Annotated in this window: 21 protein-coding genes and 2 pseudogenes; 3 read left to right on the top strand and 20 right to left on the bottom strand. The window is 45.1% G+C overall.

All coding sequences use genetic code 11. From position 1 onward, the window contains the following. Positions 1-10: 10 nt before the first annotated feature. The 6 genes from ACFYU8_RS03735 to ACFYU8_RS03710 all read right to left on the bottom strand — a co-directional run bounded on the left by ACFYU8_RS03735 (position 11) and on the right by ACFYU8_RS03710 (position 9,799). The gene (locus ACFYU8_RS03735) at positions 11-1,885 is read right to left on the bottom strand and encodes an ABC transporter ATP-binding protein (RefSeq protein WP_391365334.1); all 1,875 of its coding nucleotides are present in this window, start codon (positions 1,883-1,885) and stop codon (positions 11-13) included. Then, a complete protein-coding gene (locus ACFYU8_RS03730; RefSeq protein WP_390295695.1) occupies positions 1,866-5,072 on the bottom strand; it encodes a lantibiotic dehydratase in 3,207 nt (1,068 codons plus the stop codon). The genes ACFYU8_RS03735 and ACFYU8_RS03730 overlap by 20 nt, the downstream gene beginning before the upstream one ends. An 84-nt stretch (positions 5,073-5,156) precedes the next feature. Then, positions 5,157-5,288 carry an FDLD family class I lanthipeptide gene (locus tag ACFYU8_RS03725; RefSeq protein WP_390295699.1) on the bottom strand — a complete coding sequence of 44 codons (132 nt, stop codon included), beginning with the start codon at positions 5,286-5,288 and terminating at the stop codon, positions 5,157-5,159. Between the two features lie 315 nt (positions 5,289-5,603). Next, the gene (katG, locus tag ACFYU8_RS03720) at positions 5,604-7,787 is read right to left on the bottom strand and encodes a catalase/peroxidase HPI (protein ID WP_390295702.1); all 2,184 of its coding nucleotides are present in this window, start codon (positions 7,785-7,787) and stop codon (positions 5,604-5,606) included. Positions 7,788-8,358: 571 nt separating this feature from the next. Further along, positions 8,359-9,111, bottom strand: coding sequence for a GNAT family N-acetyltransferase (locus tag ACFYU8_RS03715; protein ID WP_390295704.1), 753 nt, complete (start codon positions 9,109-9,111; stop codon positions 8,359-8,361). 79 nt (positions 9,112-9,190) lie between these two features. Then, on the bottom strand, positions 9,191-9,799 hold the full coding sequence (locus tag ACFYU8_RS03710) for a class I SAM-dependent methyltransferase (protein ID WP_390295706.1): 609 nt from the start codon (positions 9,797-9,799) through the stop codon (positions 9,191-9,193). A 312-nt stretch (positions 9,800-10,111) separates the two neighbouring features. Between ACFYU8_RS03710 and ACFYU8_RS03705 the strand changes: the two genes are divergently transcribed. Together ACFYU8_RS03705 and ACFYU8_RS03700 are read left to right on the top strand one after the other, a co-directional pair. After that, positions 10,112-10,897: a MerR family transcriptional regulator gene (locus ACFYU8_RS03705; protein WP_390295708.1), complete on the top strand. Its 786-nt coding sequence runs from the start codon at positions 10,112-10,114 to the stop codon at positions 10,895-10,897. Positions 10,898-10,899: 2 nt separating this feature from the next. Further along, positions 10,900-11,520, top strand: coding sequence for a GNAT family N-acetyltransferase (locus ACFYU8_RS03700; RefSeq protein WP_390297296.1), 621 nt, complete (start codon positions 10,900-10,902; stop codon positions 11,518-11,520). 99 nt (positions 11,521-11,619) lie between these two features. Here the strand turns inward: ACFYU8_RS03700 and ACFYU8_RS03695 are convergent. The 4 genes and pseudogenes from ACFYU8_RS03695 to ACFYU8_RS03680 form a co-directional block, all read right to left on the bottom strand. Further along, positions 11,620-11,700: pseudogene (locus ACFYU8_RS03695) on the bottom strand (hypothetical protein); the annotation flags it as partial. 182 nt (positions 11,701-11,882) lie between these two features. Further along, positions 11,883-13,121: a peptidase T gene (gene pepT / locus ACFYU8_RS03690; RefSeq protein ID WP_390295710.1), complete on the bottom strand. Its 1,239-nt coding sequence runs from the start codon at positions 13,119-13,121 to the stop codon at positions 11,883-11,885. Between the two features lie 199 nt (positions 13,122-13,320). Further along, positions 13,321-13,962 (bottom strand): NAD(P)H-dependent oxidoreductase, encoded by a 642-nt coding sequence (locus ACFYU8_RS03685; RefSeq protein WP_390295713.1) that lies wholly within the window; start codon positions 13,960-13,962, stop codon positions 13,321-13,323. 102 nt (positions 13,963-14,064) lie between these two features. After that, positions 14,065-14,538 carry a carboxymuconolactone decarboxylase family protein gene (locus ACFYU8_RS03680; protein WP_390295716.1) on the bottom strand — a complete coding sequence of 158 codons (474 nt, stop codon included), beginning with the start codon at positions 14,536-14,538 and terminating at the stop codon, positions 14,065-14,067. A 199-nt stretch (positions 14,539-14,737) separates the two neighbouring features. Between ACFYU8_RS03680 and ACFYU8_RS03675 the strand changes: the two genes are divergently transcribed. Then, positions 14,738-15,607: a sigma-70 family RNA polymerase sigma factor gene (locus tag ACFYU8_RS03675; protein WP_390297299.1), complete on the top strand. Its 870-nt coding sequence runs from the start codon at positions 14,738-14,740 to the stop codon at positions 15,605-15,607. A 185-nt stretch (positions 15,608-15,792) separates the two neighbouring features. Here ACFYU8_RS03675 and ACFYU8_RS03670 read toward each other — a convergent pair whose 3' ends face one another. The 10 genes and pseudogenes from ACFYU8_RS03670 to ACFYU8_RS03625 all read right to left on the bottom strand — a co-directional run bounded on the left by ACFYU8_RS03670 (position 15,793) and on the right by ACFYU8_RS03625 (position 23,542). Further along, positions 15,793-16,104, bottom strand: a complete 312-nt coding sequence (locus ACFYU8_RS03670) for an ArsR/SmtB family transcription factor (protein ID WP_390295718.1) — start codon at positions 16,102-16,104, stop codon at positions 15,793-15,795. Between the two features lie 53 nt (positions 16,105-16,157). Continuing rightward, entirely contained in the window at positions 16,158-16,433 is a 276-nt protein-coding gene (locus ACFYU8_RS03665; RefSeq protein ID WP_390295720.1) for an SRPBCC family protein, read from the bottom strand. A 54-nt stretch (positions 16,434-16,487) separates the two neighbouring features. Further along, positions 16,488-16,967 (bottom strand): SRPBCC family protein, encoded by a 480-nt coding sequence (locus tag ACFYU8_RS03660; RefSeq protein ID WP_390295723.1) that lies wholly within the window; start codon positions 16,965-16,967, stop codon positions 16,488-16,490. A 269-nt stretch (positions 16,968-17,236) separates the two neighbouring features. Next, positions 17,237-17,432: pseudogene (locus ACFYU8_RS03655) on the bottom strand (dihydrofolate reductase family protein); the annotation flags it as partial. A 67-nt stretch (positions 17,433-17,499) separates the two neighbouring features. After that, positions 17,500-18,342, bottom strand: coding sequence for a diaminopimelate epimerase (gene dapF / locus ACFYU8_RS03650; protein WP_390295725.1), 843 nt, complete (start codon positions 18,340-18,342; stop codon positions 17,500-17,502). 13 nt (positions 18,343-18,355) lie between these two features. Then, positions 18,356-19,333: an ABC transporter ATP-binding protein gene (locus ACFYU8_RS03645; RefSeq protein WP_390295727.1), complete on the bottom strand. Its 978-nt coding sequence runs from the start codon at positions 19,331-19,333 to the stop codon at positions 18,356-18,358. Next, positions 19,330-20,325 (bottom strand): ABC transporter ATP-binding protein, encoded by a 996-nt coding sequence (locus tag ACFYU8_RS03640; protein ID WP_390295729.1) that lies wholly within the window; start codon positions 20,323-20,325, stop codon positions 19,330-19,332. The genes ACFYU8_RS03645 and ACFYU8_RS03640 overlap by 4 nt, the downstream gene beginning before the upstream one ends. 36 nt (positions 20,326-20,361) lie before the next feature. After that, complete coding sequence (locus ACFYU8_RS03635) at positions 20,362-21,255, bottom strand: ABC transporter permease (protein WP_390295731.1); 894 nt, start codon at positions 21,253-21,255, stop codon at positions 20,362-20,364. Position 21,256: 1 nt separating this feature from the next. Then, complete coding sequence (gene nikB, locus ACFYU8_RS03630; protein WP_390295733.1) at positions 21,257-22,195, bottom strand: nickel ABC transporter permease; 939 nt, start codon at positions 22,193-22,195, stop codon at positions 21,257-21,259. A gap of 45 nt (positions 22,196-22,240) precedes the next feature. Further along, entirely contained in the window at positions 22,241-23,542 is a 1,302-nt protein-coding gene (locus ACFYU8_RS03625) for a serine hydrolase domain-containing protein (RefSeq protein WP_390295735.1), read from the bottom strand. Positions 23,543-23,566 lie beyond the last annotated feature (24 nt).

The following is a 23,566-nucleotide window of genomic DNA, read 5'->3' as shown; positions in this document are numbered from 1 at the left end:
CCTCTCTCTTTTACATTTGTCCGACCATCTGTCTTGTCGATTCATCCGTTTCTTCCAGATAAAAAGAAGCCTGCATATGAAAAAGAGATGCATAAACGCCGTCTTTTGCTAGCAGTTCCTTATGCGTACCCGCTTCAATGATCTCTCCTTGTTTTAGGACAAGAATCTGGTTGGCATATCGAACAGTTGAGAATCGATGGGAAATAAATAATCCCATTTTATTCTGGGTCAATTCACGGAACCGAGTGAATACTTCTTGCTCTGCTTGAGGATCTAGTGCTGCTGTTGGCTCGTCAAGAATGTATACATCAGCATCACGCATGTAAGCGCGGGAGATGGCAATACGCTGCCACTGCCCCCCCGAAATCTGATACCCCTCCGCAAACCATTTGCCAAGCTGTGTATGAAATTGTTGCGGAAAACGTTTAATCATTTCATCTGCTCCGGCTCGTTTGCTGGCATCGATAATGGCTGCTTCATCATCAGCTTTTAGATAGTTTCCAAAGCCAATGTTTTCATTGACTGCCATCTCATATTTAATAAAATCTTGGAACAAAGCGCTAATTTTTTGGCGCCATTCATTCTCCTCATAATGGTAAATCGGCTTGCCATCAAACAATATTTCGCCTTCTGTCGGTTGATACAATTGCGTAATTAATTTTACGATTGTCGATTTTCCTGATCCGTTCTCTCCTACTAATGCCAGCGTTTCTCCAGGACGAATGGCGAAGCTTACATTCCGTAACGCGTAGGCATCGACACCTTGATATTTGAACGAGACATTGCGAAACTCTAAGCCAGACGCGTTCTTCTCAAAAGGAACGCTTTCTGCTATTGCTAATCTTTTCTCGTCGGGCACAGCTAAAAATGTAAATAGCTGACTAATGTACAGATTGTTTTGATACATGTTAAAGATCGTTTGCATGAGATCTGTGGAGGTTGTTTGGGTGTAAGAAATCGCTTGGATAAACGCGATTAAGCTACCAACTGCAATCGTACCTAACATCGTTTCCCATACGACATACGACTGCATCGATACTACAGCAATGAGTGACAGGGCTTGAAACCCAAGCGCCACCTTTGTCCTTTTTATCACCATTGCCTTGTCTTGATTAAAAAATCGCTCATAATATTTGCGATATCTATCGACCAGAAATGGGCCAAGCTGAAAGGTTTTTAGTTCTTTTACGGATGAATCGCTGGTCAATAAATGCATCAGATAATATTGCTTACGTCGATCAGAAGCGCGGTTGTGGTCAATCATGAATTCCTCTTGTCCTAATCGAATAAAAGAGAAAGTAGAACAGATAGGTAGCAAGAGCAAAATAAGTGCTAGCCACCACTTCCAAGTGATCAGCATAGCGGAAACAGATAGTAATACAATCACATTACTAATAATACTTATCACCTGTTGAAATAACTGATAGGGGCGAAACGTGGAATCTTGTTTTGCCCGTTGAAGCTGGTCATAGATTCCTGCATCCTCAAAACTGGAATAAGGAAGTCGCGTAGCTTTTTTCATGATCAACAGGTTTACATGATTGGACAGCAGTTCTTGATACAACGTTTTATAGACCAAGTCAACATGTTTGAGAATATCGCGGATCACAGCTAGAAACGCGAAAAGACCAAACGCGATGAAAAGCGGAACGATTCCCCCACCGGCTGAGATGGCTACTGCCGCATTAATTAATGATTGCGTGGCAATAATCACTCCTACAGGTATCAGGCTACTTATCATCGTCAATATCATAACAATCACAAAGTAGCGAGGATTTGTTTGATACAGTAAACGAAAAACACTTGGCCAATGAGAGAAGGAAGCAAATACGTTTCGAATCGTTTCTAATCGATTGCTGTTTGCCTTATATGGAGTCACCAGCATTCTCCCTCCAGTGAAGCTGGCTGTGTAAAGTATGGCGTACAAAGGCCATCGCTTTATCTTCCATCTCTCTCCTTACTCCAAATAAGCGATTGCAATGCAAATGGATCAAGCTACCCATGATCATTGATGGTGAACTCCACAGCGAATGGTTTTGTTCACCCTCTGCTACAAGCCTTCCGAAATCCTCCAATACATCCACTCTCAAGGCCATCGCTTCACGAATGGCTTCCCCGCTCGGATGACTGCGCAATCCTTGCCAATCGTTCCGCGGATCAGCGAGAGTGAGCAATGGTTTCCGCCATTTTCGGAACTCTTCTCTCTGGGCATCCTTTTTCACACGCATTTCCATCCAAGCCAGTTGCTGTTCAAAACTAAGTCCGAATCTAGTCATCATGTCAATAATACTAATCGTAGCTAAAACATAGTCAGGTAGATTCGTTTGATGAAACCGCAATAATCTCAAAAGATTCGCAGTCGTCTGGCTATCTTTAGCAAATACCCGCTCCGCATCAGCCATGATCGATGGTCCACCGTATCTTTCTACTTCGCGATCATACGTATCAATGACCATCCTTTGAATAAATCCTTCTCGTTGACACTCTTGAATCCAAGGGTAAAGTTCTGGAAAAATCTCATGCATAAGCTTTTCGGGCTTGCCGTGAAAACGGAGGCGAATATGATGGTCCGGGTCTATGTATCGCATGAAAAACCAATCTTCTGCCGCTCCTTTTTTAACCATGGAATCCGCAAACGTACGGATCTGATCAACGATAAATTCATCCTGTCTCTGGTGGCCCCCATACAGTTTTAAAAACAGCCAATCACTTCCAGGGAGTTTTATGTATTGATCCTTCGATAGAACATTTTCATTTCGATGGGTGGGGATATTTTTTTTCTTCTCTATATGTGATTTCCTGAGTAATGGAACTACACATTCCATGGGAAAATGCCCATCTGGTCCAGTGACCCAATACTCTTCTGTACCCCCGATTTTTTCACGGAGTTGAATGTTTTTTGACTTGAACAATTCTGTACGCAATTCTTCTACATGATACGGATTATCCAAATCTAACAAAATACGGTTGTCACCGAAAGCCATGTATACATATCGTGGTAGGTCCCACTCCATTCTCCATGTAGCAAAAGCCTCATTCCAGATCTTGTCTTCTTTCGGATCTTCCTTCAGCCCCAGAGAGTCTGGTATCACCTTCCATATAGCAGGCGATAAGATGGTTTTCCCATATCGAACACGTGGCAAATACGGTGAACCATCCATATTCCCCCAAGAGAATGGGCTCCAAAGACGTACATTTTCCATAGAGACTTCGCGCAAGAAACGATAAATATTGGGAGCATTCTTGAAATTGAGCATGTTATCCGATGAGATAATTAATTTCTTATCATGTGTACGGGATTTCAGATAGAAATGCTCTATTGTGGCACCTACCACAATATCCTCAAGCTGAAGGGGATGCTGAGCTTTCTCTGAACAATTCGTGCCAATGGCCAGTTCATATTCGCTGAGGGATGGATGGAGAACGATATTGGCATGGCGTCCAACCGTTGAAAGATAATTGCCATCAACAAAGATCACATCTTCATACTGTCCCTGTACTTGATTATGAATCTGTTCATGTTTCTTCATCGCTTCTGGTCCGAGTATATCAAGGAATCTTCCAAACGATTGACCCACCTTAGCTGAACCAGGCATTGGTGCTACTTCTAGCAGATAGTCTCCTTGATCGATTGCTTCCTGTGAGGGTGCGATTACCTCTACGTACAATTCCAAAGAATCTGGTGCGTATTTTGTATCGACTCGTTCTGTATCTAGCTGATCGAGAAGCTCATTCGTAATTTCTATTTCTCTCGTTTTTGTTGCGATGGCTTGAACTACTTTTCTCATCAAACTAGCTTCACGCTTATCAGAATACTTGAGAGGCGATACTGGCTCTCTTCGACTGCTCTGTGGAAACATATATCCTGCTGGAGCTCCTAAACCAACCTCATCACTAAGTAGCTCCAAAACGGGGACTTCTCTTGACGTTCCGTATTTCTCCAAAAAGTCCTTATGGTAGCTTCTTAAATGGGCTGCTCCTCGCTGTGGTAAAGACAAACGCCACAGACATTCCACCGCTTTTGCTGCTTCTTCACCTATATCCTTGTGCAAAGATACGTGGTAATTACCTACATGGAGGTCTACTTGTACGGGCATAATGCTAGCTTCAAGAGTCTTCATCTGCGTAATCAATTCTTGAAAGTCTTGTATACCCGTTCCTATAGGAAGTCCATCGTATTGGTTCATTTTTGCTTGAATAGCAGCTAATTCCGAATATATATCCTGTACACCATCAAGTAACGCAAGGCGCTCCATCACATAATCAAATGGAGTGGCTACTGTGAGTGGTGGACGTAATTCGCTAATCAAAAACTCTTGAGAAAATAATTGCCATAGTAGTCCGGTTACTTTCTGTTCCCCCGCCTCAGGGTACTTTTCCATCAACCTAGCAATTAATTGTTCAAATCGGATCGGCTGTTTTGCCAGATCAAACACGGCGTGCACAACTTCTGTAGCACGGATTGAAATTCTCTCTTTTTGTTTACCATCTAACCGTTTCATTTGACCGTATTCAGTGGCAAAAGTAAGCTCCATTCGCCCGCCGAGCTGCACCGAAGCGTGATTTCGTTGTACTTTCAACTGTTTTACTACATCAAGTCGTTGCTCTACTCTCTGAATGATTGCAAGCAACCATTCCATATCTGGACGTGTACGTTTTTGATGAAAATATGAGTCTTTCAACGAGACGGTTGTCTTGTCAGTGAATGAGCCCAGAGCAACACCAGCGAATAAGCCATATGGAGTAGCACGGGTACTCATCCTCAACAGAAAACGAACAAAACTAGATAGTGCCTGCTTGGTCTTTCGAGAAGTAGGATCGCCTTCTAGATTCGGCAATGCTTCGTACAGAGATGGACTAGAAATAAGAATAGCTTCTCGTACCTTTTCGTCCCTCGCATATTCCTTTATAGCAGCCAGATAATCACTGGTTTTATTTAATTCATAGAAGATTTCTATTGGATACAGTGGTACCCGTAGCATAAAAAAGTCTGCTGAGGCATAGAGGTTTTCATCCTTCTTGTTCTCACGGTAGCGAGTAGTCAGCTCCCTCTCTAAAATTTGCTTGGCCATTCATACCCCTCTTTCCCATGCATGAAGTGAGACTATAAAGGAAGAACATCGCTTATCGCGATGCTCCTCCAGCGTCAACCTAAATTAGCAGCAGCTGCTTTGGCACCAAGTAACTGAACAGAATGTAGTGCAAATGAGGTCACTCACTACTGAATCTGATTGAACTTGATTTACCTCTTTTACTTGAACATCCAAATCAAATAGATCTTTTTGCATTTTTTGTTCCTCCTCTATTTTTTTGTTCGTAGCCAGAACTTCACGCGCGTTTGTAAGTGTTTGGTTACGCTTACAATAATAGGATAGAAATATTTACCAGTAAAGGGTATTTTTAAAATTTTTAGAGTTTTTTTTATATTTTTAAGCTTAACGTTTTTTAAAACAGAAAAAACCATATCTCATTGAAAAAACTCCAATAAAACATGGCTTGTCTCTCGTAATAAAGAAATCATCTCAAGGAATTACTATAGGAAAGCAAAAGAACCGTATTTAACAACGATACGGTTCTTTGCTTTACATTTTCAGATTATGCTATCAGTGGAGGTCGAAACGATCGGCATTCATTACCTTCACCCATGCGGCTATGAAGTCACGCACAAACTTTTCTTTGTTATCGTCTTGGGCATAAACTTCTGCAATGGCACGCAAAACAGAGTTTGAACCGAACACGAGGTCAACAACAGTCGCTGTACGCACCACTTCACCTGTTTTGCGATCACGTCCTTCAAAAACGACTCCGTCTACAGGCTTCCACTGTATTCCCATGTCGAGCAGGTTAACAAAGAAGTCATTCGTGAGTGCGCCAACTCGATCCGTGAAAACACCGTGTTGTGTGCCACCGTGGTTTGTACCTATCACACGCATACCACCAACAAGTGCAGTCATTTCTGGTGCAGTAAGGTTTAGTAGCTGTGCCTTGTCTACCAGGAGCTCTGCAGGACTTACACGATACTGCTTCTTCTGATAGTTCCGGAAACCATCAGCGATCGGCTCAAGTACGTCAAAGTTTTCTGCATCTGTCTGCTCTTGGGTTGCATCGCCACGTCCAGGAGTAAAAGGAACCGTTGCATCAAAGCCAGCTTCTTGTGCAGCTTTTTCTACTGCGGCACTACCGCCTAGTACTATCAAATCGGCCATGGTGACTTTCTTACCAAAGTCCTCTTGAATGACTCCGAGGATCGTCAGCACTTTTTCGAGTTGTTTGGGCTCATTGACTTCCCACTCGTTCTGTGGGGCAAGACGGATGCGAGAACCATTAGCGCCGCCACGCATATCTGAGCCACGGAAGGTACAAGCGGAAGCCCAAGCCGTTGTTACCAGCTCGCTGATGGTAAGGCCCGAGTCTAAGATCCGTGTTTTCAGTTCTGCTACATCTACATCTGTTAATTCATAATCAGCAGCGGGTATAGGATCTTGCCAGATAAAATCTTCTGCTGGAACTTCTGGGCCTAGATATCTTGAGCGAGGCCCCATGTCGCGATGAGTAAGTTTGAACCATGCAGTTGCAAATGCATCTGCAAACTCGTCTGGATTCTCATAGTAACGACGAGAAATCTTTTCGTATGCTGGATCCATACGCAATGCCATATCCGCAGTGGTCATCATGGTTGGAACACGAACGGATGCATCTTCTGCATCTGGTGCAAGATGTTCATAAGCAGGATTTATTGCAACCCACTGGTGTGCGCCTGCTGGGCTCTTGGTAAGCTCCCATTCATATCCAAACAATAGTTCAAAGAAACCGTTGTCCCATTGTGTTGGATTCGCCGTCCAAGCACCTTCAATACCGCTGCTGATGGAGTCGCGACCTTTACCAGAGCCGTGTGTGCTCTGCCATCCTAAGCCCATTGCTTCCATAGGAGCAGCTTCCGGCTCTGGGCCAACATGAGCAGCATCTCCTGCACCGTGTGCCTTACCAAACGTATGGCCACCTGCCACGAGTGCAACGGTTTCTTCATCATTCATTCCCATACGTTTAAAGGTTTCGCGAATGTCGCGAGCGCTTGCTAGCGGATCTGGATTCCCATTCGGACCTTCCGGGTTCACATAAATCAGACCCATCTGAACAGCAGCAAGCGGATTCTCGAGCTCACGATTACCAGTGTAACGCTTATCCCCTAACCATTCCTTTTCAGCACCCCAGTAAATATCTTCTTCTGGATGCCAAACGTCCGCGCGTCCGCCTCCAAAACCGATTGTCTTCCCGCCCATGGATTCAATAGCAGCATTACCTGCTAAAATGAGTAAGTCTGCCCAAGAGATCTTGTTGCCATATTTTTGCTTAATCGGCCATAGCAGTCGACGAGCTTTATCAAGGTTGGCATTGTCTGGCCAGCTGTTAAGTGGAGCAAAACGCTGTGTGCCGGTTCCAGCGCCACCGCGGCCGTCTCCTGTACGATATGTACCAGCGGAATGCCAAGCCATACGGATAAATAATGGACCGTAATGTCCGTAGTCGGCAGGCCACCAATCTTGGCTGTTTGTCATTAGATCATAAAGATCCTGCTTAAGAGCCTGGTAGTCCAACTTATTGAACTCTTCTGCATAATTAAAGTCTTCGCCCATAGGGTTAGATTTTCTGTCATGTTGATGCAGGATGTTCAAGTTCAACTGGTTGGGCCACCAGTGTTTATTTGACGTAGCACTTGGATTGTGACTAGTAGTGCTACCATGCGAAAACGGGCACTTTCCAGTGTTAGCTGTTGCCATAGAGTCCATTTGTACCTCTCCCGCCGTTTAAATTAAGTATTAAATAATAATACTTCTAATTAATTTATATAGCAGTTGATAAGAGAAATCAACATCTTTTTGCTCTTCCCATTGTATGTGATAACGTAACGACGACCATGATCTAAAGCTAATAACGAGGGAATCGTAAGAACACGATAAAATATATGAACTCTTTCATTTTCAATTTTATGCTGATTCTAACGTATGCAGGGGCCGTGTAGATTATGATCTTATCACCAGCTCGTTCACCACTTTTCCTAGCGGTTACACATTGCGGTCGAACTCCTTTGTTCGAATGGAAAACAGGAATTCTCCGCCTATCAATGTCTGAACTTCCATTTGATAAATAGCACAAAAAGCCCACTATGTTCCCTGTAACGGAATGTGTGGGCTTTTTAAGTAGCCTTGCGCGCCGGCAAATAGGCTGATGATAGTTGAGAGGGTATTCTCCTTCCTCATCATATACCGCGAAAGAACCCTGCTTTGGAATCATGATAATTTCCTCCTACCATCTGCTCAAAAGAATGATTTGAGCAATATGAGACAGTACATGAGACTCTTAGTCATTGTAGTCAAGAGAAATCACTTCCCATTTTCCAAACAGTGTAAAACCCGCTACTTTCGCCAAAGTTGTAGACGCATGGTTATCGAGTTGGCATCGGTACTGCGGTTCGTATCCCTGACCATAGGCGTATTTGCAGATGGAACGCACCACTTTGCGGGCGTGACCTTTTCCTCTAAAGGACGTCAGCGTCAGTACTCCGAGATCTGCAATTTGCGTATCCTTCTCCCATGGATACATACTGGCAGCGCTGACTAGGCGTTTTTGCTCAAAAGAGCCGAATACCGCCCAGTGATCCAATTCCACATAAGCGTCATCCAAGTCTTGTTCTGAGGCGGAGGACGTGAACGCGGAGAAAACTGCTTCATCTTGCTCGGTTAATCTGCGCAAGTTACCTTCGAGGTTTTCTTGCAGCAATAAGTTCTTATCGGCTTTTGAAAAATAAAAAAGATAATCTGCGCCATGCAGAGTAACTCCCGCTTCACTCAGTTTCTGGCGAAAGGTCGACTCAGACAAGTTTTGTTGTTGCGAGAGGCCTATCTTATCGGCCAGCTCAGGCGTCAAGACCGCCATCACACGTCCGTCGCAGGTTTCTAGCACCATGACCCGACTATCTTCGTCAAGTTCAGGGTTGATGGCAACCGTAAAAGATTCATCGCTATAGAGGACGTCACCATTCAAAAATTGCTCTCGCCAAAAGTCCGTGATCGTTTGTGAAAATACAGGCTCATTTCTTACTTGATTTGTCATTATGTTCACGTCCTCATACTGTATACTTATTCCCTATTTGGATGCTAAACACATTCTACAGCTTGAAATCGTATCAAGGTCAACAACAAAAACGTTTTCTTAATACAAGCTGAATGACATGGGCTAATCCATTGTGCGCCTTTCCGGCTTCACGCTCTTGTTCCCCGTAGAAGAAATGGATCACTTCATGACCTTTGCACCAAGCAAGAATATCTTTTGGATCATATAGCATTTCAAGTTCTGGAGGACCGCCCGTCCCATACTTTAATTGTTCCTCGGAGAATACCTCAAGCATGAGTATTCCTTCAGGCTTTATCGCCTTTTTCATTTTATTTAGAACTGTGATCTGAGCACCTTTATAAAAATGTCCAAATACCATAATGGCGGCATCATATTCCTCACTTGCCACTTCCTCTACCAAAAGGTCAATTTTTTTGGTATGTACATCAACGCCATGCTTCCGAGCCAGTTTTTTCGTTTTTTCCAAACCGCTCTCCGCATAGTCAATGGCTGTCACTTCATGATTCCTTTTTGCTAAGAAAACAGCATTTCGGCCTTCCCCTTCTGCGAAAGCAATCACTTTTTGACATGAATCTAATCGAAAGGCTTGTTGCTGAATAAATACGTTCGGTTCTTCCCCGTAATAATATTCTGCCGAGTTAAAACGCTCATTCCAAATATTGCCCATACTCACCGGCCTCCCTTGTTTGAAAAACGTAGATAAAAAAGACTCGTTATATCTTTAATAAAGGTTTAAAAAATAGCCTGGATGCAGAACAAGCTTTGGTTTTTTTGTTAAATATTGTAGAGTTATTGTATCCATAATATCTTCGTAATAGGTGGTGTGTCAATAGGTGAAGATTCAGCTCTGTAACTTTCGATCAATGTTATCATCAGCAGCACCTACAAAAGAGCTTTTCTTTGAACGAACCACTTGACCTTAGGTCTGACCTAAGGTGTATGGTTGAGCTATTCCACTACATCCATAGGAGTAACGTTTATGAAGAGTGATATCACTATTAGCGAATTAGCCAAGCTGATGAACGTGTCTGTGCATCAAATTCGTTATTTTGAAGAGAAAGGAGTTCTTCTACCTGCTTACTTCGATAACAATCAGTATCGAATGTACAGCATGGATCAAGTTTACCAGCTCGCACATATTCTATTGCTTCGCAAATTGGGGGTGCCTGTCCAGTCTATTAAAGAATGCATGACTTCCTATTCTGCTGATCAATACGGGCAGCTACTCAATCGTTCTTTGTTAGAAATAAATGCAGAGATGCTTCGCCTTCAAGAACTTCAGCATTTCATACAAAGGGTTTTGCATGAACAAAAGAATTTTATTATGCACGCCAACCACTACCAAATAAAGTGGCGCGAAACTACTTATTTGGCACGGTGGATGGAGATGGATTCACCAACCGTGCTGAACGCTAAACTGTTGGCTGAACAGGCCAAGTACGTTTCCAACTTGTTTGAATCGGACATCCATTTTATAGAGGATGGTTCCAATACCATTACCTTATATACGGAAACACAAGCGCCTGGCGATTTTTCATTGCCCAGCGGCAAGTACCTTTCTATCCAGAGACTGGTTCATGAAAATGAGCAGCTTGAACAAGTGATTGAAGAGTTTTACGCCTATGCTGCTACACAGTCGCATGTCATACAGGGACCCTTGATCCTCATTGAAAGATCTTACTTATCCCTATTTAGTCAAAGCCAGCTGCACTATGAACTGCAAGCTTTGATCGAACTGCATACCAATTCTGAAAGGGGCAATTGAACATGACTGTAACACCAATAACGATAGAACCTATGCATTCCATGTACAACCAACAGACTGGTCAACTTCTTGTTCACGGATTTCGTGGTAAATTCCAAACCCTTACGAATTTGAATGATGGCGATCTTGCCCTTTTTTTCGAAAAGATGTTTCACTATTCTCCTGCTGATCCAGCTAGTCAGCGAATGGTCGCTCTGCAAGATGGAGAAGTTATTGGCTCGATATCCATCAAGTGGAAGTCGGAAGCTGAGAGTAATCAAAAGCTTCCATCGTGGAAAAACTTTCATCGTTTTGGAAAATGGAACCTCCTGAAAATGTTCATTGGGTTATCTTTATTAGACCATAAACCACATGCTGGAGAATGTTATATTACAGACGTTGTTGTCCATCCGAATCATCAAGGCAAGGGAATTGGAAACCTGCTATTGCAGTGGGCGCAGAATTTCGTGCAAACACAGCCAAGCCTAGATAAATTAAGCTTGTACGTCTCAGGCAACAATCCACGGGCAGAGCAACTTTACCAGCGGTTGTCGTTCCATACTCAATTGCGAGAAAGAAGTTTTCTGTCACATATTTTATTTAACGAGAAGAAATGGAGTTATATGGTAAAAAGATTGAATTGACTAAGGTAGCACCAACGTTAAAAAGGGCGAATTGTCTCGAATAGACATCCGCCCTCTCCTATTTTGTTTCCTACGGCAGTTCCCCATTTCATTCAGCGATTAGCTCAATGCCATTGGAGAGCTTCTCTTTCTATATTTTTTGACAAAATCATTTTTACCGTCACTATAGCCATCAATGTCAGTTGGATATTTGTCAGCTAACTTACTCTTTAATTCTCCGTATTCTTAACGTATTTCTGGATGTTGGCGAAGGTAATCTCTGAACGAGAGGTGTCTATCAATTTCTTGAATATGATCATACTGGAAAGCATGAAGTAGATACTTGTTTTTCCAATTTGGATCATAATCTACGACGGTGATATTCATTTCTTTCTCCCCTGATGATACAGTTTAACGATTTCAATGATGGTGTTCGCAGCCTTGAGCATGTTGTCGACTGAAACATACTCGAAACGCCCGTGGTAATTTTCCCCGCCTGTGAATAGATTCGGTGTTGGTAACCCCATGTAGGATAGCTGGGAGCCATCTGTACCACCGCGAATCGGCTGGATAATTGGCACGATTCCGAGGTTTTCTAGTGCTTGTCTAGCGACGTCCACTACTTCCATTACAGGCTCAATCTTTTCCCGCATGTTGAAGTATTCGTCTTTGATTTCGAGCTCAATTCGCTGATCTCCGTACTTTTTCTGTAATTCTTCTACAATACGAGCCAACTCGGACTTTCTCTCCATAAACCGATTACGATCGTGATCCCGGATCAAATAATGAAGCCGTGCTTGCTCGACGTCGCCTTGAATGGAAGTCAAATGATAGAAGCCTTCGTAGCCTTCCGTCTTCTCAGGAGTTTCATCTGCCGGCAGCCTTCCATGCAGCTCCATGGCTATTTTGGCAGCATTGATCATTTTACCTTTAGCCGTGCCGGGGTGAACGTTCTTCCCTTTGCAAGTAATGATGGCTGATGCAGCATTAAAGCTCTCATACTCGATCCCGCCAAGAGGGCCGCCATCCATCGTATAGGCATATACTGCGTCGAATGCGGACACATCAAACTTTTCTGGGCCTCTGCCGATTTCTTCATCCGGGGTGAAAGCCACTCTTACTCTCCCGTGTTTCAGTTCTGGATGTCGAATCAGATAAGCCATAGCGGTCATGATTTCGGCAATACCGGCTTTATCGTCAGCGCCAAGTAATGTGGTACCGTCTGTTGTTATTAACGTGTGCCCTTTGTAGCCAGTCAGCTCTGAAAAATCGCGCGGCGAAAGGACAATATTCAGTGCTTCATTCAAGACTATGTCTTGTCCGTTATAATTTTCTATGATTTGCGGCTTCACGTCAGCGCCGGTAAAATCGGTGGCTGTGTCCATATGAGCAAGAAAACCGATTGTTGGAATCTCTTTGTCTGTATTGGCAGGAAGGGTTGCCATTACATAGCCGTTCGAATCCATCGTCACTTCCTGCATACCTATGGCTTTCAGCTCGTCTACGAGCATTTGGGCCAACACTCGCTGCCCTGGTGTTGAGGGGCAAGTCTTGCTGCTCTCATCCGACTGTGTGTCAATTTGTGCGTAAGAGATGAATCTATTTATGATCTCCGTTTTCATGGTTTATCTCAGCTCCAATACAATTCGTTTTTGACAAAGCACGCCTGGGGATTGAACGAGACATGGCAGAAAAAAATCGTCTACTCCAAAGAATCGTTTGTACTACCAAACCTATTCAAGAGAGAGACGATCTCGTGACAAATTCTACCACGACTCCTGTTGATTCTTCAATTCGTACTTGGTCATGACGAAGTTCATATTAGAATCTTATGGCAACCTCGCGCGCTTGTTGAATCGCCTTTTCTTTTAGCGCAGGCTCTTGCTCGGGTTTCGCGGCCATTCCCTCAACAAATATCCCCTCAAAGGTAGGAACTCCAACGAATTCCATAATGACCTTCAGGTGGCGGTGACTCATTTCTAAGTCTGCATCATCTGAGCCTGGTGACAAGAAACTTCCGCTAGCTTGAATATGAACGGCTTTTTTATCACTCAGCAAGCCAACTCGTCCGATATCCGGTACATATTTGAAAGTCTTACCTGCTATGCAAATGGCGTCAATGTATGACTTCATGACGGGTGGATACGAATAATTCCAAATCGGCGTAGCAAATACATATTTATCAGCGGCAACAAATTGGTCAACCAACTCATTAATACGGCTTAGCTTCATAATCTCCGCTTCGGTCAACTGTTCAAATGCAATACCAGCTTTCAGTTTTCCCCAACCGTTAAAAACATCACTATCAAGTTGCGGTATATCCATTCTATACAGATCAAGATGGATAACTTCATCATTCGGATTTGCAGATTGATAAGTCTGTACAAACTCTTTACCTACTAACATGCTGTATGATTTTTCATGATCGTGTGGATTTGCTGTAATATATAATACGGTTGCCATAATGGTAATACCCACTTTCACTTTTTTGATAAGGGATAATATTTTGAGGGGAGAAACTCTGCCTCTAATCCCCCCCATAAATGACCGCAATATTTGTTACAATTACTTGCTCGCAGAAACTGTTACGATCTGTTTGGTAGAGACGTTAAGTCGATTCCAGAGGTTGGCCGTGGCGATCCCGGCGATCAGGGTCGCCAGTGCCAGACCATCGTAGTGTCGGGCTGCCTCGTTAAAGATTTCATCCGACACTGGGTCTACTCGGTCGTTGATTCGAGTAACAGCTTCACTGAGCGCAATGGCAGCACGTTCGGCATCAGTGAAGTATTGCGTTTCACGCCATGCCGACACAGCCACTAGACGCTCTGTAGATTCACCTGCGGCCAAGGCATTACGCGAATGAAGTTCGACGCATACACTGTCTCCATTAATTTGGCTTGCCCGAAGATACGCAAGAAAAAGCGTACGACTCGGAATACCTGTTTTCTCTGCAGATGTAAATAGGGCTTTGCCCAGAGCTTGTAAGGCTTGAGTCGCATCGGGTACGATCATAGCAGGACTATCCATTCTTGATTGCATGTGAAACACTCCTCTAATTTTGATTGGAACCGATTTTGGCTCCTTACTAAGCTGACGGATCGCCCCCCGGGATTTGTGACAAAATTTTTTTGAACAAAAGAAAATCCAACAAATGACCGGTACTTTGTCACATTGTTTAAATTTCATCCGTCAGTACTTATAGAGGATTTTTTTATTTTTGTACGAGGGAGTTTGTATGATGAGCGAACAGGTTTGGTTGGCAAATATATTTGAAGAACATCGGAAGCACCTGCAGGCAGTTGCATATCGAATGCTTGGATCATTGAACGAAGCGGAGGATGCGGTACAGGAGTCTTGGTTCCGTCTTAGTCGTGCGGATGCAAGAGGCATTGAGAACATGGGAGGATGGTTGACCACCGTTGTTTCACGGGTTTGTCTCGATATGTTACGATCGCGAAAATCTAGGCGCGAAGAATCGATAGAAACTCAATTGCCCGATGCTTTCACAAGCCAAGAGAATATCATTGACCCCGAACAAGAAGCCATATTGGCTGATTCTGTCGGTATTGCACTGCTAGTCGTGCTCGGTAATTTGAACCCTACGGAACGCATCACGTTCGTGCTGCACGATGTATTCGCCATGCCCTTCCAGGAGATTGCTCCTATTATAGGTAAGACGGAGGTCGCTACAAGACAACTTGCAAGCAGAGCACGCCACCGGGTTCGCGGGGCGAAAGTAATGCAGGGAGTCGACCTTGCTCTCCAACGCGACGTTGTTCAAGCTTTTCTTGCTGCAGCACATGCAGGCGATTTCGATACTCTAATAGCTGCGCTAGATCCGAACGTTATTCTTCGTGACGATCGTCAAACAAAATCTTTAAGAGTAAGTCGAGGAGCGGTTGCTCTAGCGAAACAAGTTTCGGGACGTGCACGGAAAGCAGCACAATTAGCCCTCGTTAACGGAACAGTAGGAATAATTGTAGCTCCTCAAGGAAGATTGCTCTATGTACTCAAATTTACGATGAGTCACGGAAAGATTACCGAAGTTGACTTGATCTCCGATCCTGAGCGCATGAGTAAGCTTGATCTGGCGGTATTGAACGATTGAACACAGTTGTGCCACAGTATACAGATAGTGCCTAGCATTACATGATCCAGCCAACACGCCATGTCCTGCGCATTTTCCAGGCTCAAGCCGAATGAATCGGCGATGCCACGTAAAAACCCCACTATGCTCTCCGCAACGGAAGAAGTGGGGTTTTGTGCTCTATCGTTCCATGCTGATTCGGCTACTTATTCCTCATGGTCAAGGAGTGCCTCAAGCTCATCCAGCTTGCTCGACCAGTAGTGACGATACGACTCCAGCCATTTATCGATTTCTTGGAGAGGTTCTGGCCGTATCGAATAGATGCTTTTTTGGGCAACCGATCGCACCGTAACCAAACCAGCTTCCCGCATGATTCGTAGATGTTTGGAAACGCCCGGTTGACTTAATTGGCACTTGTCTACGAGCTCCCCAACCGAGCGCTCACGGATACGCAGCAAATCAAGCATAGTCCGTCTGTGCGGCTCAGCTAAAATTTCAAATATACTCATGGTTTTCATTGTAATCCCTGCTTTTATTTTTGTAATTTCGTGAAGTTGTCCGTTCGTTTTGCTTACTGCTCTGTCATCGGTATGGCCAAATCATGATGTGGGACGACTACATAAGTAATTCCATGCTCCAAGTAATATTTCAGTAAAGTCAATGCTTCACCCCAACCGACAGTGAAATCAGCGAACGCCTTTAAATCAGCGTCAGACTGCGTATATCCCGACTCTATTAGGGAAACTAATGTCCCTTCGCCCAGCTTCTTTAGTGTGAAAGAAATCGTTGTCGTAGAATCACCAAGCGTCCATTGATAGACGAACTTTTCACCAAAGATGGCTTCCAAAACGGTTCCACCTGGTCTCGCATCAACAGTCGTACCCTGTGATACCCCTCCCTTTTAACTGAAGTGAGAAGCGTATTTCTCGCGTATTTCCTTCATGCGTTCCCAAGGGAACTGACGAAACTGTTCAAGAAGGACGATATCCAGCACATCAAGATGCACATGCCAGCCTGCCAAAAAATCGGGAACAATGGCGGGTCCGAAAAAAGTGTGTGTGAGATGAAGAAGGCACCCTTCCCCTTGCTCCTTCAGTTTCCATCGCACTAATGAGTGTCCCGAGGTTTGCTCTAGCCAAGTGTACTCCAACTCGTACGGGGGGACGACTTTGGTAAAATTACCATGTACGAGATCGCCATTCTCCCACCGAAATGCAAGTTTGCCGTCCACATGCAAATCCAACTCTGCCTGCGCAGTTAACCATTTGGCAATTTGCTCTGGGCTCGTGATCGCTCTCCATACTTTTTCTACCGGATGGTTCAAATAACGCTCGAAGCTAACAACACGGCGCCCATCCATCTGCAGAATCTTTCCGTCCATACAATCCCTCCGAGTAATCAAATTTACTTTTATTGGTTATTATATTACCGGTAGGTTATATAACTGTAAAGTGATGAAGTGACTAGTGTAATCTTCAGCCTCATAAAAATTGATTTTGGACTGACTCTGAAAAATAAAACAGCGGCGACCCAAGACCTGAAAATACAGTCTTAGACTCACCACTGTTTGGATTAAAATATCTAACCTCGTGTTGTTGAAGAAGTGACATGCTTTCCTTCCCCCAAAATAACAGGGTGAACAGATAATCAAAATTCATCTACAAGCTCTAAATTGATAAAACTTGTAATAAGACTAGCTCCACCATATAGCCAGTTGTCTTTACCAGGCTTATTCTTTAATTGATTTACTACTTCAAGATCTTCCATATAGAATAGTCTCAATTTGATGTAAGAAATGAACAAACCCCATCTCAGCGTCCATTATGCACCAATCAACTTCCCCATTTTAGACCTTTAAATATGTCACCCTGTGTCTTATTTGTAACAGAAGGGTTTATCACTATGGGGCGTTCTCATGTCCATGCATCGGGCAGCAAATGTCCTTCTGCTACCAGCTTTGAGTTGCCTTCCAAGTAAACGGATTCGGCAGCATAATCTGTGAGATGGTAAGAAATTTTAAGTAGTCCCCCTCGAGTAAGCAGGTTCACAGAGGTGTCTACATGTCCTAAAATACCGGCAATGATTGCTGCAGCAGTCGATCCAGAACCGCACGCGTAGGTCTCTGCCTCTACTCCGCGCTCATAGGTTCTGATGCTAAGCGTTTGCCTATCAATCAGTTCCACAAAATTTACATTGGTACCATTGGGAAACCGCTGCTGATCATTTCTGACCATTCGTCCCCATTCTCTAAGCTGGTCGTCCGCTATCGCGAAAACATTTTCGACAAACCAGACCGTGTGGGGAACTCCGACAATACCGTAGTGGTAGACGCCGCTCGGTCCGTCCCACTCATATGGTTGATTCAGCTTCAGCGCTTGCAATTGAACGTTGGGGAACTTGACATTCACGCCGTTCTGATTGAGCTCTGCCTGATAGATGCCGGCCATCGTTTCGAAACTCATCTTCGTCTTGGCTGCTCCGATGTGGTAAGCAAAGCGCGACATGCACCTTGCACCGTTGCCGCACATTTCTCCTTCACTGCCATCTGCGTTAAAGTACCTCATCTTAAAATCGGCGATGTTGGAGTTCTCCAGCAGCATGAACCCATCCGCACCGATTGAAGTGCCTCGCCTGCATACATTTTGGACAAAGGCAGAAAGCACAACCTCATTCAACAAGCTATCGCGATTGTCTACTACAATAAAGTCGTTGCCACAGCCATTCATTTTTTTAAACGGGATCCCAAGATCAAACATTTCGTTCCTCCTTTTATCCGATGTACCGTGCAGATTGATAGAGATGACAAGCGACCGATTGCCCTTCTATTTCACACAGCTTTGGCAATTCGACTTTGCATATTTCCATACTGGAACGGCAGCGCGGATGGAATTTACATCCCTCCGGCGGATTAGACGGAGACGGGAGATCTCCCGACAACACAATTTGCTCTCGCGTATCATCAGGATCGGTAATGGGTTTGGCTGAAAGCAATGCTTGTGTATAGGGATGCAGCGGTCGTCCAAACAGCTTCTCTTTCTCAGCATACTCGATGATTTCACCTAAATACATGACCGCCACTTTATCGGCAATGTGCTCAACTACGCTCAAATCATGCGAAATGAAGACATAGGTCAAGGAAAATTGTTCTTGCAAATCCTGTAGCAAATTAAGAATTTGCGATTGAATCGACACATCTAGTGCGGAGACAGGCTCATCTGCGATAATCAGCTTTGGCCGAAGAATCAGGGCGCGGGCGATGCCAATTCGTTGTCTTTGCCCTCCGGAAAATTCGTGAGGATAGCGAGATAGATGCTGCTTGCTCATGCCGACAATCTCAATCATTTCTTCCAGTAGCGCTTGTCGCTGCTCTCGGGGAATACAGTGCGAAATCAGCGGCTCCGTCAAGATGTGCCCGATCGTTAGTTTCGGGTTCAATGTTTCAAATGGATTTTGAAAAACCATTTGCATATTTCGCCTTACAGCACGCATTTCATTTTTGTTCATTTTTCCTATTTCGTTACCTTGGAAACGAATTTCGCCTTGGACCGGATCCAGCAAACGCAGAATACATTTTCCCAATGTAGACTTTCCGCAGCCTGACTCCCCAACAATCCCCAGCGTTTCTCCTTCATAGACGCTCACATCAATCCCATTTAGAGCATGAACATAATGCGGTTGTTGAAGCCACCCTTTTTTCATGCAAAACAGCTTGCGCAGCCCTTTCACTTCCAAGATTGGAGTGGTCATTCACCTACCACCGAGCTTTCTTGTTCATGATCCTTGTCTTGGGTAAATAACCAGCATCGACAAGAAGAATGCTGATCCACTGGAAGGAGCACAGGATTCAGCTCCCAACAAATCGCCATCACTCTATCGCATCGCGGGGCAAATCGGCACCCATTGGGTTTGTTTTCCGGTGTCGGCACACTGCCTTTTATGCTGTGAAGCCTCTTTGCGCGTTTCCTAGGTGTCGATTGGAGCAAACCTACGGTGTACGGGTGCTTCGGATTGCGCAGCAACGACCGTACGTCCGCTGTTTCAATCGCTTGTCCCGCATACATCACCATGACGCGGTCGCACACTTCAGCAACCACCCCTAAATCATGCGTAATCATGATCACTGACATGCCGATATCCCTTCTGATTTTTTTGATCAGATTCAAGATTTGCGCTTGAATGGTCACATCCAATGCGGTCGTCGGTTCATCAGCGATCAGTAATGACGGATTGCATGCGATCGCCATGGCAATCATCACCCGCTGCCTCATACCTCCTGACAAATGGTGCGGGTAATCCCTGTAAATCTCTTCCGCTCGGGAGATGCCCACCACGGTAAGCAAATCCAGTACCCGTTGCTTTACCGCCGCTTTGCTTTCACCCCCATGCTCGTGCAGTACCTCACTGATTTGTCGGCCGATCGTCAACACCGGATTTAACGAATGCATCGGTTCCTGAAAAATCATCGCCATTTCCTTGCCTCTGAGACTGCGCATCTCGGCTTCACTCAGCGTAAGCACTTCTTTCCCGTTGAATCGAATGCTTCCAGTCAAAGTGGCATTATTGTCCAACAGTCGCATGAGCGAGAGCGAAGTGGCGCTCTTGCCGCACCCCGACTCTCCGACAATTCCCAGCGTCTCCCCTTTTTTCACATGTAAATCAAGCTGATCAACAACCGTAATCGTACCCGACTCTTTCGAGAACCGGGTTGTCAGCCCTGTCACTTCCAATACATTGTCCATAAATGGAATCCCCTCTCCAATCCTCTTATTGCCCTTTTACTTTTGCGTACGAGGATCAAAAATATCACGCAAGGCATCTCCCAGCCGGTTTACTGCCAACACGACAATGGTGATGGCCAATCCCGGGTATGTCGCAAGCCACCAGGCATCGGACAAATAATCTTTTCCTTCATTCAACATGGTCCCCCATTCGGGAGTCGGCGGCTGCGCGCCCAAGCCGATAAAGCCCAATGCAGCCGTATCGAGAATCGCTCCCCCGACGAACAGTGTCATGTAAACGAACAATACATTCGTAATATTGGGGAGAACCTGAAAAAGAATGATCCACCAGCTCGGCGTCCCGATCGATCTGCTGGCTTCCACATATCCAGACGACATGATGACGAGCGTAGCTGCCCTGATCAGACGCGCAAAGCTGGGAATCGAAGAAATGCCGATTGCGATCATCGCATTGGTTTGACTCGGTCCAAGCGCCGCGACAATGGCCAAGGCCAAAATGATCCCCGGCAAGGCGAGCAAGATATCCATAATCCGCATGAGCAGGTGATCAATGAATCCTCCCATATACGCACTGATGACACCAATCATCGTTCCTGCCGCTACTGTGATGCCGACCGCCATGACAGCAACCACAAGCGTAACGCGCGTTCCGTATAAAATACGGGAAAACAAATCGCGGCCGATCGCATCCGTTCCGAGAACATGCTTGGCAGACGGGCCTTGCAAAAAGGCTTCATAGTTACTTTCAGTAGGGTCATAAGGAGCGATCCAAGGCCCGACGATTCCGATCACAGAAATGAGTAAAAGCACCACCAAGCTTAGTTTTGCTGCTCGCTGTTTCTTGATTTTTTCCCAAAATGCAAGCTTGGGAAAAATCGGGGGTTTGGCATGCGTCGCCCCATGTGCGACGGTTTTGCTCACCTCATTCAAGTTACCGCCCCTCCTTTTCCGTAATGAGGTCGACACGTGGATCAATCAAACCATAGAGGAAGTCGACCATCATATTTACCACGACATAGACGAAGCCCATAAGCAGCACAATGCCCTGAATCATTGGAAAATCACGGGATGAAATCGCACGGATAGCCAATGTGCCGATCCCAGGCCAGTTGAACACTTGTTCGATTATAACCGCCCCGCCCAGCAGAGTCGCGATTTGCAAGCCTACCACCGTAACAACAGGAATCATGACATTGCACAAGGCGTGTCGGAATAGGATTATCGACTCCCTCAATCCATTGGCCCGTGCTGTTCGAATGTAATCATGGGAAAGCACTTCGACCATACCTGAACGCGTCAGTCGGCTGATCATCGCGGAAGACAAAACGCCCAAGGTACAAGCAGGCAAAACAAGATCCTTCCATCCCGTACCGCCCGCGATTGGAAACCAGCCTAATTGAACGGAAAATAACATGATTACGATTAACCCCAGCCAGAAGCTCGGCAGCGATAATCCGATCGAAGCTACCGCCATCAGCATAAAGTCCAAGAGCGTATTCTTGTATTTCGCAGCGATAATTCCCATCGTTAAGCCAATCACGACCGCGATGCCAATCCCAGCGAAGGCTAGCTTGGCCGTTGCCGGAAACCGTTCCATTATTTCAACGATGACAGGTCTTTCTGTTTGTAAAGAAGTCCCGAAATCCCCTTGAATGCCTTTTTCCATGTAGGTCAGGTACTGATGAGGAAGGGGCTGATTTAGCCCCATTTGTTCACGTAATTGTTCCACTTGTGCTTTTGTAGCCTTTTCCCCTAACATGATCCGTACCGGATCTCCAGGAATAAAATGAACGAGCGCAAACGAAAAGATGGAAATGCCGAGGAGGACAATCACTCCTGATAGCATCCGATTCAACAAATACTGTTTCATGATTCGTTCACTCCTCTCTTCCAGAATGCGTATTCATTGCTTCAGCTAAACTCGCTTGGGAATTTGGCGATAGGAGCCCATCATGCGAATTACCGTTTGACTTCCGTCTCGTATAAAGCGTACGGTTTGATCTGACCCTTCCACGTTCGCGAGAAAAATGTCTTCGTCTATAGCTTTTAAAGAGAAAGAGTCCGAATGATCGACCGTTACGATCAGCGTGCCTGCATCCACGCTTACCTGAAGATGAATTCCTTCCATGGAGCCGTACTCGCCCGCATATTCAAGCAGACGATCTGTCGGGAGGTGATATTCCTTATACGTAACATGCGTTGATTTCGCCGGACGATTCTCGATGCAGTGAAACGCGCCATGTGCCAATGCGGCAGCCGGCGAACCGCTGAGATTGGTGAGCGCCACGGCAGCCAATCCGTTCTCGGGGATGATGCTCATGTAGGCTTGGATCCCTTTCTCTCTGCCGCTATGGCCCAGCATCACAGCACCGTAGAAATTGGGTGTAATCGCTACACCATACCCGTAATATTGGTTATGTTCGCATCGGAAATAAGGGGTGGTCATCTGCTGCACACTTTCCGTGCGAAGAATTCGTTCCTTGCCAATCAAACCTTTCGTGCGAAACAGCTCGGTGTATCTCATCATGTCGGTGAGCGTTGATTTTAATCCGCCGGATGATTGAAACGGCGGTGTCTCAAATAGCGGTGTCCTATCCTCGTACCCGTGCAACTCCACCAAAGAAAAGCAACTATGCTGCATTCCCGCTGGTTGGAGAATATGCTCCTTCACATATGTCGAATATGGCTTACCGCTTGCCCGCTCAACAATTGCTCCCAGTAGCGTATAGCAATCATTGGAATAACTGAACTCCGTACCTGGTGCGCCCAATAAAGTAAATTCCAGTTGCGCCATATAGGTCATCAATTCCTCATAGGTGTTCATCCCACGCTTGAGTGCTTCATCGACGCAAGATAATGGTGGCAAACCGGAGGAATGGGTTAGAAAGTTGTGAATGGTGATTGCTTCCGTTCCACTTCCCGTTTTTACATGAAACTCTGGCAAAAAGCGGGAAACAGGATCGGCAACCTTCAGTTTTCCGGCTTCCTGTAGCTGCATGATCGCAATAGCGGTGAACGATTTCGTAATCGAAGCGATTCCGAACAAAGTATCAACTGTCGCTACCTGACCTTGCTCGGCATCACGATAGCCGAACCCTTTGGCATAAACGAGCTGTCCGTGTTTGGCCACTCCAATTGCAGCTCCAGGCACCTTGCTTCCCATCATTGTTTCTCGGACAAACTCCTCATAACTCACGATCCATTCTTGATTGTTCATGACCTGTTCTCCTTGTTTTGTGTT

Source organism: Brevibacillus sp. NPDC003359 (assembly GCF_042878995.1).
GTDB lineage: Bacteria > Bacillota > Bacilli > Brevibacillales > Brevibacillaceae > Brevibacillus.
This window is presented reverse-complemented; position numbering and strand designations above follow the sequence as displayed.